Source organism: Salinibacillus xinjiangensis (genome assembly GCF_009649735.1).
Lineage (GTDB): Bacteria > Bacillota > Bacilli > Bacillales > Alkalibacillaceae > Salinibacillus > Salinibacillus xinjiangensis.
Genome location: NZ_WJNH01000011.1, coordinates 48,675 through 61,963 on the forward strand (window position 1 = coordinate 48,675; position 13,289 = coordinate 61,963).

19 protein-coding genes are annotated in these 13,289 nt (G+C 37.6%); 6 read left to right on the forward strand and 13 right to left on the reverse strand.

Annotation, left to right across the window (positions count from 1 at the left end; all coding sequences use genetic code 11):
* The first annotated feature begins 145 nt into the window (after positions 1–145).
* The 3 genes from GH754_RS15405 (at position 146) to GH754_RS15415 (ending at position 1,335) form a co-directional block, all read left to right on the forward strand.
* Positions 146–478, forward strand: coding sequence for a YtrH family sporulation protein (locus tag GH754_RS15405; protein WP_323742057.1), 333 nt, complete (start codon positions 146–148; stop codon positions 476–478).
* Positions 478–987 carry a sporulation membrane protein YtrI gene (ytrI, locus tag GH754_RS15410; RefSeq protein WP_153729582.1) on the forward strand — a complete coding sequence of 170 codons (510 nt, stop codon included), beginning with the start codon at positions 478–480 and terminating at the stop codon, positions 985–987. Before GH754_RS15405 ends, ytrI begins: the two co-directional genes overlap by 1 nt.
* A gap of 165 nt (positions 988–1,152) precedes the next feature.
* Complete coding sequence (locus tag GH754_RS15415; protein WP_153729583.1) at positions 1,153–1,335, forward strand: hypothetical protein; 183 nt, start codon at positions 1,153–1,155, stop codon at positions 1,333–1,335.
* Between the two features lie 48 nt (positions 1,336–1,383).
* On the opposite strand, the gene GH754_RS15420 is transcribed toward GH754_RS15415, so the two are convergent.
* Positions 1,384–2,340, reverse strand: a complete 957-nt coding sequence (locus GH754_RS15420; RefSeq protein ID WP_153729584.1) for a DHH family phosphoesterase — start codon at positions 2,338–2,340, stop codon at positions 1,384–1,386.
* 206 nt (positions 2,341–2,546) lie between these two features.
* Between GH754_RS15420 and GH754_RS15425 the strand changes: the two genes are divergently transcribed.
* Positions 2,547–2,837, forward strand: coding sequence for a YtpI family protein (locus GH754_RS15425; protein ID WP_153729585.1), 291 nt, complete (start codon positions 2,547–2,549; stop codon positions 2,835–2,837).
* 57 nt (positions 2,838–2,894) lie between these two features.
* On the opposite strand, the gene GH754_RS15430 is transcribed toward GH754_RS15425, so the two are convergent.
* The 11 genes from GH754_RS15430 to GH754_RS19840 form a co-directional block, all read right to left on the reverse strand.
* Entirely contained in the window at positions 2,895–4,205 is a 1,311-nt protein-coding gene (locus GH754_RS15430; RefSeq protein ID WP_323742058.1) for a DRTGG domain-containing protein, read from the reverse strand.
* 68 nt (positions 4,206–4,273) lie between these two features.
* A complete protein-coding gene (locus GH754_RS15435) occupies positions 4,274–4,507 on the reverse strand; it encodes a hypothetical protein (protein ID WP_153729586.1) in 234 nt (77 codons plus the stop codon).
* Between the two features lie 96 nt (positions 4,508–4,603).
* Positions 4,604–5,284, reverse strand: a complete 681-nt coding sequence (locus tag GH754_RS15440) for a metal-dependent hydrolase (RefSeq protein ID WP_153729587.1) — start codon at positions 5,282–5,284, stop codon at positions 4,604–4,606.
* Between the two features lie 45 nt (positions 5,285–5,329).
* Positions 5,330–6,847 (reverse strand): polyamine aminopropyltransferase, encoded by a 1,518-nt coding sequence (locus tag GH754_RS15445; protein WP_153729648.1) that lies wholly within the window; start codon positions 6,845–6,847, stop codon positions 5,330–5,332.
* Positions 6,848–6,886: 39 nt separating this feature from the next.
* Positions 6,887–7,282, reverse strand: a complete 396-nt coding sequence (locus GH754_RS15450) for a DUF350 domain-containing protein (protein ID WP_153729588.1) — start codon at positions 7,280–7,282, stop codon at positions 6,887–6,889.
* Positions 7,283–7,298: 16 nt separating this feature from the next.
* A complete protein-coding gene (locus GH754_RS15455; RefSeq protein WP_153729589.1) occupies positions 7,299–7,943 on the reverse strand; it encodes a DUF4247 domain-containing protein in 645 nt (214 codons plus the stop codon).
* A 96-nt stretch (positions 7,944–8,039) separates the two neighbouring features.
* Positions 8,040–8,711, reverse strand: coding sequence for a PspA/IM30 family protein (locus GH754_RS15460; RefSeq protein WP_153729590.1), 672 nt, complete (start codon positions 8,709–8,711; stop codon positions 8,040–8,042).
* A gap of 37 nt (positions 8,712–8,748) precedes the next feature.
* Positions 8,749–9,264, reverse strand: coding sequence for a DUF4178 domain-containing protein (locus tag GH754_RS15465; protein WP_153729591.1), 516 nt, complete (start codon positions 9,262–9,264; stop codon positions 8,749–8,751).
* 260 nt (positions 9,265–9,524) lie between these two features.
* Complete coding sequence (gene ald / locus GH754_RS15470; protein ID WP_153729592.1) at positions 9,525–10,640, reverse strand: alanine dehydrogenase; 1,116 nt, start codon at positions 10,638–10,640, stop codon at positions 9,525–9,527.
* A gap of 120 nt (positions 10,641–10,760) precedes the next feature.
* Positions 10,761–11,591: an SDR family oxidoreductase gene (locus GH754_RS15475; protein WP_153729593.1), complete on the reverse strand. Its 831-nt coding sequence runs from the start codon at positions 11,589–11,591 to the stop codon at positions 10,761–10,763.
* 145 nt (positions 11,592–11,736) lie between these two features.
* Positions 11,737–11,862, reverse strand: coding sequence for a hypothetical protein (locus GH754_RS19840; protein ID WP_267206686.1), 126 nt, complete (start codon positions 11,860–11,862; stop codon positions 11,737–11,739).
* A 134-nt stretch (positions 11,863–11,996) separates the two neighbouring features.
* Between GH754_RS19840 and GH754_RS19995 the strand changes: the two genes are divergently transcribed.
* Both GH754_RS19995 and GH754_RS20000 read left to right on the forward strand, forming a co-directional pair.
* Complete coding sequence (locus GH754_RS19995; protein WP_323742059.1) at positions 11,997–12,173, forward strand: universal stress protein; 177 nt, start codon at positions 11,997–11,999, stop codon at positions 12,171–12,173.
* Positions 12,161–12,436, forward strand: coding sequence for a universal stress protein (locus GH754_RS20000; RefSeq protein WP_323742067.1), 276 nt, complete (start codon positions 12,161–12,163; stop codon positions 12,434–12,436). The genes GH754_RS19995 and GH754_RS20000 overlap by 13 nt, the downstream gene beginning before the upstream one ends.
* 40 nt (positions 12,437–12,476) lie before the next feature.
* Here the strand turns inward: GH754_RS20000 and GH754_RS15485 are convergent, their stop codons facing one another.
* Complete coding sequence (locus GH754_RS15485) at positions 12,477–13,274, reverse strand: EcsC family protein (protein WP_153729594.1); 798 nt, start codon at positions 13,272–13,274, stop codon at positions 12,477–12,479.
* Positions 13,275–13,289 lie beyond the last annotated feature (15 nt).

The window sequence follows — 13,289 nt, forward strand, 5'->3', positions numbered from 1 at the left end:
GTTAAATCCATATCATACAACTGAAGGTTCGTCCATAAAATGGTTGTATAAGTATGTCTTGAAGCGCCTTACCAACTAGGCATAGGCTAGGGTGTCTTAAACTAGGACAGCCTTGAACAAAATAACCTTGATGAGGATGATAAAGGTGGAAGAACGATTTATACCTACATTAATACAATGCTATTTTATTGCCTTTGGAGTACTTGCTGGCGGCTCCTTCATAGGTAGTATTGGTGCCTTTCTCATTGGCGAGCCCCCATTAACCATGGTAACACGTTTAGCCAAAAGTTTGCGTATTTGGGCTATTGTAGCGGCTATTGGTGGTAGTTTTGATGCGTTTGAAAATCTGCAAAAGGGACTCCTCGAAGGCTCTACTATCGATTTGGTTAGACAAGTTTCATATATTGTTTCAGCAATGGTTGGTGTTCAAACAGCGATTGTATTAATTGAATGGTTTGTTCAGGAGGATGTCACATAATGCATATTCCGCCATATTATAAGAGAAGAGGCTTTCAATATTTTTTTGTCGGAGTCATTATAGGAGCCATAATCTCGTATCTTATCTTTCTTTATTTTTATGGGGAAATGACAGAAGCATGGATTGAAGAAAACATTCAATTACGTGACCAAATTGAAGAGTTAGAAAATGATATTGAGAATATTTCCAAGGATAATGAAGATTTAACGAAACAAAGCCAGCAAAATTTAACACTGCAGGAAATTCAAATTGAAATCGAGAATCCTGATAAATTAAAACTGGACAGATTTATGCAACACGACTTGAAAGAACAAATGAAGTCAGAGCTTAATTCTCTTAAAGGAAGGGATATTGAGTCCCTTTATGAAAATCAGGACCTTTTAGAAGCCGCAATCGAGAATAAATCGTATCGAGTAGAGGATTTCAGCTATGATGCAACCATAAAAAAGCTTTGGGTGATCAATAGTACCCTATTTTTAACGATTGAATTAGAGGTTTCTAGCACATAGTAAAAATGAACTTTTTTTGAAAAAACTTGCAATTGTAATTATAATGAACAAGTTTCGGGTAATATAATAATAAAGAGGACCTGGCTACCGTTATGCCAAAGGGGATAGCGAATAGCCATGTTTCCTTATATTATCCAAATTTTTAAAGATGAAAGGGTGAGTATAATGCTAGTATTAAGCAGAAAAATGCTGGTTGAGGAAAAAACAAAGCAGCTTTTAAATGGATACTCCGCCTTTGCTGAAAATGAAGACCTCATCCGTCTACTAAAACGCAATATCTCCAGACACGAACTCGACGTCTTCCTCGACCACACAGAACTAGGATGCTGGTTCATACCTAACAGTTAATCCCTTTTCTTTAACTCTAAAAGTCTGGCAACAGACCAGACTTTTATGTTACCTTTTTTCAATTTGATATTGCTCGCAAACTTCCTCTAAATCTCGAATGACTGCCTCTGTCTCCTCCCAAGAGTATACTGAAGCACCTGAAGCCATTGGATGTCCCCCACCATTGTATTTGGCTGCAATCTCGTTGATTACAGGGCCTTTAGACCGTAATCTTACCCGAATATTATCTGGTTCTTCTATGAAAAATACCCAAGCAATAATTCCTTCAATATCACCTAATAATCCAACTAACTGTGATGTCTCTGAAGCCTCAAGTCCATACTGTTCTAATGTTTCCCTCGTAATATTCACCGTGCTCAATCCATTCTTAGAAACGGTGAAGTTTTGCAAGATATACCCTTTTAGCTTGGCAATGTGATGTTTCGTGTTATAAAGCTGATCGTACAGCTCTTTACGATCAAAAGGATATTTAACTAGTTCTGAGGCATATTGAAAGGTTTTGGCTGTTGCACTCGGGAATAAAAAGCGTCCCGTATCCCCAACAATTCCAGCATATATAAGACGAGCTGCTTCAGTAGTTAGTTTTAAACCATCTTCCTTACCATCTAGAAACAATTCATAAATCATTTCACTGACAGATGATGCACCCGTATCTACCCATGCCAGGTCACCATAAGGATCTACATTTGGGTGATGATCAATTTTTATCAGTTTTTCCCCCATAGAATAGCGTTGGTCACAAATTCGCTCCTGATTAGCAGTATCACAAACGATAACAAGAGCATCCTGATAGGTCTCATCAGCAATTTCGTCAAGAGGAGCCAAAAAGCGCAGCGAGGGATCCTCTTGTCCTGTTACAAATACTTTCTTTTTTGGGAATGACGCTTCTATTAATTTTGCTAATCCCACTTGGGAACCATAGGCATCTGGATCTGGCCTTACATGTCTATGTAGGATAATCGTATCGTATTGTTTAATAGCGGATAGTATTTCTTTTTTAGTCAACGGTTACACGCCTCACTTTTTACTATATTTATCCATAACCTTAGCACATAAAGGGGTTCTAGAAAAGCAAAGCTATTAGGGCCAATTATTAGGAGATGTAGCGAGGAGCATTAACGAACACAATTTGTTCACACCTTGCCAACTCGACTTATCATTTCTGATGGTATAAAATAGATATGAATGATGATGTTAGGAGCGATGGATATATGTTTATCTTTCCCATGGTTATAGTAATTTCCTTAGTTATGTATGTCTTTTTCAAGGTGAAAATATTGAGCTTAAAGGATACCCTTATGATGCGTTACACCAATGCAAAGGCAAGAATCTCATTAGGGCTGCTAATTATTTTCTTTGGAATTAACCAATACTTATTTTATGAGACTCAACTTTCCTTATTTATTGGGATTATCTTTTTATTCTTCGGCTTTATTCAAGCCCAATATGGCTATAAATTATTTAAGCATTTTCGTCAAGAAATTTTAGCACAGACAACCTAAATTTAAAGTAGAAATCTCTCAACAAAATGAGAGATTTCTTTTTTAGTTTAGCCTACTCTATCGATCGATGAATTGTGCCATAAGGAGAGCTTTCCCCATTAGAACATCACTAGAGTATATTTCTACATCAATCTTGGTAAATTTACGACCAATCTCCAGTGGATGGGGTTTTATTTCCAACATACTTCCTAACTGTACGGGCTTCATGTAATAAATCGATAAATTTTCAACCACTAAATCACCTTTTTTATAATGCCTGAGCATTCTTGCACTGGCCTCTGTCACAAATGAAGTGAAAACCCCATAAGAAAGTGTCCCGAGGTGGTTCGTCATTTGTGGTGTCACCTCAGAAAAGTAAGTGGATTCCGTACCATCCTCTAACAGCTCCATCTGATTGGTGACTAGGTCATCTATGGTTTCCCCAATTTGTGGCTGTCTTTGTAGTTGCTGAAGTCCTTTAATTACATCCTGCCGAGTAATAACCCCTTTAAATTGCCCTTGAGTATTTACTACAGGCAATAACTCAATTCCTTCCCATACCATCGTATGAGCAGCATTAGCTAAAGAGGTTTTAGCCTGAACCGACATTGGGTTTCTTGTCATGACTTTATGAATTGGAACTTGTTTATCCTTCCCAATGACGTCTTTTGAGGTCACAACTCCTACGACTCTCTGCTCTTCATCTACAACTGGATATCTACTATGAGCAGTAATCGAGTTTAGTTCATACCATTTTTCAACTGAATCATTGAATCTTAGAAAATATGTCTTTTCTAGTGGTGTATAAATATCATCCACAATAATAATCTCTTTCTTAATCAACTGATCATAGATAGCTCTGTTAATCATCGTAGCTACTGTAAAGGTATCATAGGAAGTCGAGATAATGGGTAGTTCCTTCTCATTTGCTAGCTCTTTTACATGATCATCGGTATCAAATCCACCCGTTATTAATACGGCCGCCCCCGCCTTTAAGGCAAGCTCCTGAGCCTTAATTCGGTTACCAACAATTAAAAGAGAATCTGCTTCAGTGTAACGCATCATTGCTTCTAACTTCATGGCACCGATTACAAACTTATTAAGGGTCTTATACAGGCCCTCGCGTCCGCCTAAAACTTGTCCATCGACAATATTAATGATTTCCGCAAAGGTTAATTGTTCAAAGTTTTCTTTTTTCTTTGTTTCAATTCGAATCGTTCCTACCCGTTCAATTGTACTTACATAGCCAATGTTTTCTGCTTCTTTAATTGCACGGTATGCCGTACCTTCACTCACATTTAAATCCTTGGCGATACGACGAACGGATATTTTACTTCCAATTGATAACGATTCAATGTGTTGTAGGATTTGTTCATGTTTAGTCGCCACTTTGGTTCACCAAACTTTCAAGTCAATTTACATTTCTATTTATATTATACCTTCGCGGGACTTCAGCTTCAATTTTGTTTGACTAAAATCCTCTTTTTTTCATCTTGACTTTTTCTAACATTTGGCTTGAGGTTTAAAAGTATTCCTACATTTGCACTTACGACAAACACGAAGAAGACAATCCAGGCACCCCAAAAAAGCGTTTCTAAAGATGTTGTGGCTACACCAACGGAAGGCATCGCAAGGTAAAGTAAATAAAAGGCAAATAAAATTCTTAAAAGGGCGTGTTGTTTGACAACCATCGTAAATCCTCCTCTATAAACGTATTTACCTAATGATTATGCTCGATAAGAAAGAAAAATCCCTTGTCCAGGTAAGATGGACAAGGGATTTTTCTTTTAGAGTTCAAATTCATCGCCAGGATTCATAACCTTTCCGATTCCTGGCTGTAATAGCTCAACATATTGATTTGGGTCTTGTTGAATTACTGGGAATGTGTTGTAGTGAACGGGTACAACCTGTTTAGCACGGGTCCACTCTGCTGCTAGTGCAGCATCCTCAGGTCCCATAGTGAAATTGTCGCCGATTGGTAAAAAGGCAACATCTATGTCATTTCGTTCTCCGATAAGTTTTAAATCTGAAAATAGTCCGGTATCCCCAGCATGATAAAGCGTTTTTCCTTCAGCATAAAATAGAATACCAGCAGGCATCCCTGTATAAATCATGTTACCATTTTCCTCAGTAAAACTAGAGCTGTGGAATGCCTTCGTTAGCTTAACTCTTCCAAAGTCAAACTCGTGACTACCACCAAGGTTAATTGGATGAGTGTTCAAGCCTTTTGAACCTAAGTAGTTAGCAAGTTCTACTGGGGCAACCACTAAAGCATCATTCCGTTTGGCAATGTCTACGGTATCCCCAACGTGATCATTGTGTCCATGGGTGAGTAGTATGACATCTGCTTTTACGGTATCAGCTTGTAAATCACATTGGTCATTACCTGAGATGAAAGGATCGATTAAAATAGTCTTGTTTCCAGTTTCAATTCGGACGATAGAGTGTCCATGGTAGGAAACCTTCATTTTTACCACTCCTTCTTCTTCATTTTATATAAAACCAATACCCTATTAATAGTTTAACCATGCTTCCTCATATTTTTCAATGAGGTGAGGGTCAATTAGAGTATTTGGTTTTAGTGCGACTTGTTCACCATTTTCATAGATTTCACCATCTTCATCCTTGCCAAATTGTGAAAGACCTATAATCATGTCTGTCGTTAAAAATTTCGTTTGAACATTGACCTCTAGTTGTTCTTTCTTGATCGGTTCACGACTTGCCATCACAAATCCCCAATTGCCAAAGCTCGGAATATCTACATGAAAGTTTTCCACGTTCATGCCTGTCGACTGGATGGTTTCTGAAATAGTCCAATACACTTCTGTTGCAAAAACAGGACTTGTAGCCTGAACCATCATGGCTCCAGTAGGCTTTAGTCTATTCCGTACCAATGAGTAAAATTCCCTTGTATATAGCTTGTTTAAGCTTTCATTATTAGGGTCTGGCAAATCTACTAACACTACATCAAAACGTTGGTCTGTATTTTCCATAAATTCAAAAGCATCCTGGTGAATGACATCTACCTTTTCATTTTTTAAAGCCCCTTCATTTAGCTCGAGTAAATGATGGCTTCGATTAGCTAAATCCACAACAGCAGGATCAAGGTCAACCAATGTTATGTCCCCGATATCATCGTATTTCAATAGTTCACGAACAGCTAGTCCATCACCACCACCTAAAACAAGAATCTGGTCATGATTTTCTACCTGCGACATAGTAGGATGTACGAGTAGCTCATGGTATCGGTATTCATCGGTAGAACTGAATTGTAACCCGCCATCGAGAAATAACCTTGTATCTCCTTGTTCTTTTGTAATGACAATTTTTTGGTATTGGCTTTCATCCATATAAATTATCGGATCCCGGTACATTTTCTGTTCAAAGGAAAACGCCATCTCCTCACCAACAAATAGGCCACCAATGAGTAAAATTGCTATGAAAATACCAACAATACCATGCTTCAACCAGTGAGTTATTTCGTTTCGAAACATCCATAAGATAAATAGGGCCACAAATAAATTGATACAGCCAACAAAGAAAGCACTTTTGACCATCCCAAGTTCTGGACGGAGAAGAAATACAAATAGTAAACCACCGATTAAACCACCTGCATAATCAGAAAATAATACTCTGGCAGTACTTTTATTTAGGGCAACCCCCAGTTCATTAGCTTTTCGAATTAATACAGGTAATTCAACACCTGTTAAACCACCAACCAAAAAGGTAACTAAATATAAAAAGAGGGAGTCCGTTCCACTCGGTAGAAAGGCTGTAACACCAAACATAGCGAAACTAGAAAAACCACCAATAATAGCTACCATATATTCAATCCACACAAAGGAAAGAATGAGGTTTTTCCCTAGCTTCTCACTTAAGCTAGCTCCAACTCCCATTCCAGTCAAAAACAAGGAGATGGTTAGCGTATATTGCTTAACCCCATCTCCTAAAATATAAGAGCCTAAAGCACCAAAAAGCACTTCAAAAATGATGCCACAAATTGAAACGATTCCTGATGCCCAATAAATCATTTTACTTTTACTTTCTGCTTTCAATTGCTACACCACACCTTATGTAATCGATGCTCCTATGACAAATGCTAAGCCGATTGAAACGGCCAAGGAGACTATACCTACTGCAACATTCCCTTGTTTCAATTTTTCTTCAACTGAAAACTTTCTCGTTAATCCTTCAAAGATAAAATATGCAACTAACTGAAGCAGCACCCCATAAGCGCCCCAGACAATGGTTTCAGATAAGTTGATACTATGATAAATGGCAAAGGATAAAATAATACAAATCCCGATTATTTTTCCTGCAATTGACAATCCAATAGCACTGTTATCATTGCCAATTTCCTCCCAATCTTTATATTTCGTTGTCACCAACTCAAAAATAACCAAACCAATAAAGACAATCAAAATGGCAATTATGAAATACAAAAACGTATAAAGAAATGGTTCCATTTAAATAACCTCCTTTTTATTTCCCAGAAAATAGGCCTCCACCTCGTGAGGATGAACTGCGTAGGGAACCAACATCACCTGAGCGATACTTTTTAGTATTAAAGTATCCTCCATAACAATTTCCTTGTTTACAAGCATTTGCTCTTTTCTTTCCCCAATCATCCACATCTAACACTTCATCAAGAACCCATAAAGCAAAAAAACCATTAAAATAATTGGGTGAATAATGCTCTCTTACAAATTCTTTCGTAGCTACCTCGGCTAATACTAAATCTGGATCCTTTTCATCTACCTGTAAGGTTAAAATTTCATCGTTGTAGATCAAAATTTGTTTGTTGTCCTGAACTTCACTGACCTCATCCGGATTTGTACCTTTTTGAATCAGGGAAGATAGTTCGTTTAGGGTAAATTGTCTAGTGGCAAATATGTTCGTGGTTTGATTAGTCCCCTCCGAAATTACATCTACCAATGTAAAGTTTCCATCTAGCATATCCTCAATGGAAGTATAGTTTTCATTTTTTATATTGGCTTGAACCTCTTCCTTTGTAACAGTATCTAACACAGCATCACTTGATTCAGTAAATCCTAATGGGTCTGCAATGGAATTACAACCGGAAAGGAATAATAGAGATAAGAAAAATAAAAACAGAAATCGTTTCAAAATACCCCTCCTTTCTATAGAAAAAATGAAAAATTAGACAGTAAAACAATAGCTAAGACCGCCTAATTGGCGATCACAGCTATTTTAAAACTTCTACTATTCTTTTCCTAGCTTCTTTTTTAAAGCAGCTAATTCATCATCCACTCCACTTGATTTATCTAAATCCTCAAATTCATCATCAAGCGAACGACTTTGAGAGGACAAATCCTCGCTCGTTTCTGCTTCAGCCTCATACTTCATTACTTTCTCTTCCATACGTTCAAATCCCTGCTTAGATTCATCATTCCCGATGGAAGACATCGTTCTGTTCATCTTTGTTCTCGTTTTTGCTGATTCAGCACGAGCCTTCAATGTATCCTTCTTCAATTTCATTTCACGATATTCACTCTTCATTTCGTCTAATTTTGTACGAAGGTGATCAGAATCTGCTTTTGCTCTCTCCCAGGATTCTTTAAGTAGGTCAGCTTGTTGTTGATGATCTTTTTTATCCTCTAAGGCACGACGAGCTAAATCCTCATTTCCTGCTTCAATTGCCTTCTCTGCTTGTGCCTGTCGTTTATCAACAATTGCCTGTGCATCATCATATTTACGTTTTAACATTTTTTCATTTGCAATTTGCTTTGCAACAGCACTTTCTGCTTCACGAATATCAGATTCCATTTCACGCATAAACTGATCTAACATTTTCACCGGATCTTCCGCTTTATCTAACATTGCATTCAATTCTGATCCTACAACTGTTTTCATTCGTTTAAAAAACTTAAACATAAACAATAACCTCCTATTATTTTCTCCAGGGATTAGACTATATAGACCCTGCTATAATTTTGATTTCATACTCTTCTATTGGATGCCCAAGACTTACTTCCACCTCGGTCCCCCATGTTTCAACACTTAAAAAGGTTTCTTCCTCTTCATCTACATAATCACCATAATGGATGGTGCGCCCACTCAATTGCTTACTTCTTCCTTGTCCATGGACCTGGGCATTTCCTTCTTCCTCTAAATGATAAGTCTTACCTTCATAGTTTAATGTTTTGGGAAACGTCTCTGATACAGGCAATTGGACAGTTTTATAAACCCCTAACTCGAGTTCATCATCCATCTCAGCAGATAACCAAATTGTGTTCTTTCCCTCTAGAAGTTGATATGCTGTCCACTCATAACCATGATCACGATAGACAATTTTACCTACCACTTCATAATCCACAAGGTCATAAGAAACAATATCCCCAACTTCCATATTTAAAACGGTTCGTTCTTTTACCTCTTGTTGATTAGATTGATTCTTTTTACTAAATAATCTTGAAAAAATCCCCAAACATTTCACCTCTTTTCTACCCAAGATTCTCATGTAATATGTAATACGAAACAAATACAAAATAGTTTCATTAATAAAATATATTTTTTGAACCTTAAGGAATTTACCCTACATACCTCATTCCCATTAATTATTATACCAAAGGTGGGGAAAGGAAATGCCAAAAATACTTATTAGAATTTAGACATCTTTATAAACATATTGCTTGTAGCTATAAAAAAATCCCGCTGACTTATTACTATTCAGCGGGATTCTTCGCTTTATTTTAACAGATTATCTACACTTGAATGTTCAAGCTGGTGAGCATCCGCTACAGCTTCATACGTTACAAAGCCATTTAATGTATTAATCCCTTTTCGTAAAGCTTGATTATCTCGGCATGCTTGTCCATATCCTTTGTTCGCAATTTGTAGTGCGTAAGGTACGGTTACATTCGTAAGAGCTATGGTTGATGTTCTTGGTACCGCTCCTGGCATATTTGCTACTGCATAGTGCAATACCCCATGCTTCTCATAGGTTGGATTGTCATGGGTCGTGATTCGATCTGAGGTTGCTACAATTCCACCTTGGTCAATGGCAACATCCACAATGACAGAGCCGTCTGTCATGGATTGAACCATTTCTTCGGTTACCAATCTCGGTGCTTTTGCCCCAGGAATTAATACAGCCCCAACGAGTAAATCTGATTCCTTAACTGTTTCAGCAATGTTCAATGGGTTTGACATCATTGTATTTATTTTAGAACCAAAAATGTCATCAAGCTCACGTAGCCTCTCAGGATTTAAATCAACAATCGTAACGTCAGCACCAAGACCAACAGCGATTTTCGCCGCATTGGTACCCACAACACCTCCGCCAATTACCGTTACCTTACCACGGCGCACACCTGGAACTCCTCCTAATAGAATTCCTTTTCCGCCCTTTGACTTTTCGAGGAATTGCGCACCGATTTGAGAAGCCATTCGGCCCGCAACCTCACTCATTGGCGTTAACAATGGCAATGAACCATTCTTTAATTGGACAGTCTCATAAGCTATTCCTACGACTTTCTTATCAATCATGGCCTTCGTCAATTCTGGTTCTGCTGCAAGATGTAAGTATGTAAATAAAATAAGTCCTTCATAAAAATAATCGTATTCCTCTGGTAATGGCTCTTTCACCTTCATTACCATTTCCTTATTCCATGCATCACTTGCGGTTGGAACAATAGTTGCACCGGCATCAGCGTATTGATCATCTGTGAAACCAGAGCCCATTCCAGCCTCCGTTTCAATATATACCTCATGACCAGCATTCTTTAATGTTAATACTCCAGCTGGCGTTAATGCGACTCGATTTTCGTTATTTTTCATCTCTCTTGGTACCCCTATTTTCATCTTATAACCTCCTTACTGATTCATAATTAAGATAACAAAAAAATAGTGATAAAGATATAAAAAAATATGAAAGCCCTTTCATAACCATAATCCTATCATGAATAATGGAAAATAGATAGGTTAACGATGTCGATTGATGACATCTAATCCACCGGTAATATCCATAACTGTCCCTGTAATCATATCTGAGGCATCGTTACAGAAAAACAGAACGGCTCTAGCTATATCCTCTCCTGTACCCGATCGTCCAACTGGTGTTTGTTCATCGTTGTATTTTCGACTGTCCATGATATTAGACTCTTTCATTTTACCGATAATATTTCCAGGACACACCATATTAGATGTAATGCCATGTTCCGCTTCCTCATAGGCAATGGATTTCGTTAAGGAAACTAAACCTGATTTAGCTGCAGCAAATGCAGAACGGTAGATCCATCCTGGTGCATCCTGAGCCCCTTGAAAGCCATAGTTAACAATGCGCCCAAATTGCTGTCTTCTCATTATCGGTAATACATCCTTTAGTAAATGAAAAACCGCATCCAGGTTTCCTCTCATCATCTCATTCCACTCATCTATCTCATAATCCATAAGCTTTTTACGTTCAAATATGTAAGGTCCAGCGTTATTTACTAAACAATCCACTCTTCCGAAACGTTCATATGCACTTCTGACTAAATCGGATAGCTGACCTGGATTGCACACGTCAATTTGAAGGATTTGCAGTGCATTTTCATATTTTTTAAAGGCCTGAGCTAATTCATCTGCCTTCTTATGATCACTTCGATAGGTAGCTGTAACAGAGTATCCATTTTCCAGCAGTTCCTCAGTTACTTTTCTTCCCAAACCCTTTGTCCCCGCCGTGACAATTGCATGTCTCATAAATATTCCCCCATTACTAAAAATTACCACTTTATAAATAGGTATTCCTATTTTACCATCTTCTACTAACATTATAAAGAAAACTTGGCTAGCGGCGCCAAGACGTAAGGTGCCAGCGATTCCCTAGTAGCACTTATACTAGCTACCGATTGAACTTATAAATTCTGATAGTATAAAACAAGCGCTTTTCTTCTGGAAGAAAAGCGCTTGTACACATCTACTTTTCCCGAGCACGTGTGTCTGTTTCTGGTTCAATCAATCCACTTTGATAGCTCTCCGCAATTTGCTGAGTAATCATTTTCTCTTCCTTTTCTTCTCTATTCCTACCTTGCCTTTTCTTCATGTAATCCACCTCCTACCTGTTAGTATTTCTAATTGTTCACAAAACGCTCAAACCATATTCTGTCATAGGAATATATACGCGATATAATGAAAAGGAGCAGAAAAATAAAAGGATATAGGAAGGGGTGGAATGACATGGAATTACAACATAAGCATATTCTAGTGGCTGTGGATGGATCAGATGCATCTGATACAGCTTTTGAAAAGGCGATTGAATTATGTAAGCGTCATCAACACCCGAACTTACCATCACTCATGTTATCGATATCAAGTCATATAGCGGTTTTAATGCATATCAGATTAACATTATAGAAAACCTTGAGGAATACGGTAAAAAAATACTTGCAGGGTATAAAAATATGGCACAAAAAGCAGGAATTGAATATGTGACCACACGTTTAGATAACGGCTCTCCGAAAATTAAAATACCCAAAACCATTGCTCCTGAAATTGGAGCAGACCTGATCATATGCGGAGCAACAGGACACAATGCCGTTGAACGCTTTTTCATAGGCAGTGTTTTAGAAAATATAACACGATATGCTAAAGTTGATGTACTTGTAGTACGTTGTTGAGTCTAAAATGCGAGACATGACCTTGTCATAATCCCCCATTTTAGACTGAAAAACCTTTATTCTTTAAGTAGCGATACTGATAAAAGGATAAGGCAAACTGGCCTACCTTTTTATTTACGTAGATCCTTGAGAAAACACTAGTTAACTCACTTAAAATAGAAATCCTCTTAATACGTTTACGGCTAGTTAGTCGAATAAATCCTATTTTACAAAAATAGGGGATCAATAAATCAAACAGCTTCTCATCACAATAACCTTTTTCAAAGTCAACAAATAATTCCCTCCCATCGGTGTCAGCCTTTAACTCTTGCCACATAGAATACTGATGCTTTTTAGGCAACACACTAGCGTAAAAAACCTTCAACGCTAACATCATTTCTCGTGGATTATGCATTTCATGACCAAAAATATAACCAAGCGTTTGAATGAGCTGCATATTGGAAACAAGTATAAAAGGTAAATCCGATGCTAATAAGAGAAGGTGCCCCACGCCAGTTATAGAACCCTGTATAGCTGACACCATCCTATTTTTCTTGAGAAATTGTTCTGCTATAACGGTCAACTCCCCAATTGATAACTTTTCCATGTCCTGTAATGTGTCAATGGAAACTCTATATGACATACCTGTCTTAATGATTTGCCGACGTATATTCAGTTGAAAAGAAGAGCTTTGCAAAACATGATATGTATAAAGTAATACATCATCTATTTTTGCGAAAAGCTCTTCTTTCATTTCCATATCTCTATTTAAGAATGAGTGGTGCTGACGGATTTCCTGAACACGATCCAATTCCTTTTCAAATGAACGTAATTCATTAATATAAAAGTTTTCACTCAAGCGATCCTCTCCCCT

Coding starts and splice junctions, on each gene's coding strand:
- ytrI (WP_153729582.1), top strand. CDS start 478: ATGCATATTCCGCCATATTATAAGAGAAGAGGCTTTCAATATTTTTTT.
- GH754_RS15415 (WP_153729583.1), top strand. CDS start 1,153: ATGCTAGTATTAAGCAGAAAAATGCTGGTTGAGGAAAAAACAAAGCAG.
- GH754_RS15425 (WP_153729585.1), top strand. CDS start 2,547: ATGTTTATCTTTCCCATGGTTATAGTAATTTCCTTAGTTATGTATGTC.
- GH754_RS15435 (WP_153729586.1), bottom strand. CDS start 4,507: ATGGTTGTCAAACAACACGCCCTTTTAAGAATTTTATTTGCCTTTTAT.
- GH754_RS15440 (WP_153729587.1), bottom strand. CDS start 5,284: ATGAAGGTTTCCTACCATGGACACTCTATCGTCCGAATTGAAACTGGA.
- GH754_RS15445 (WP_153729648.1), bottom strand. CDS start 6,847: ATGATTTATTGGGCATCAGGAATCGTTTCAATTTGTGGCATCATTTTT.
- GH754_RS15450 (WP_153729588.1), bottom strand. CDS start 7,282: ATGGAACCATTTCTTTATACGTTTTTGTATTTCATAATTGCCATTTTG.
- GH754_RS15460 (WP_153729590.1), bottom strand. CDS start 8,711: ATGTTTAAGTTTTTTAAACGAATGAAAACAGTTGTAGGATCAGAATTG.
- ald (WP_153729592.1), bottom strand. CDS start 10,640: ATGAAAATAGGGGTACCAAGAGAGATGAAAAATAACGAAAATCGAGTC.
- GH754_RS15475 (WP_153729593.1), bottom strand. CDS start 11,591: ATGTTAGTAGAAGATGGTAAAATAGGAATACCTATTTATAAAGTGGTA.
- GH754_RS19840 (WP_267206686.1), bottom strand. CDS start 11,862: ATGAAGAAAAGGCAAGGTAGGAATAGAGAAGAAAAGGAAGAGAAAATG.
- GH754_RS19995 (WP_323742059.1), top strand. CDS start 11,997: ATGGAATTACAACATAAGCATATTCTAGTGGCTGTGGATGGATCAGAT.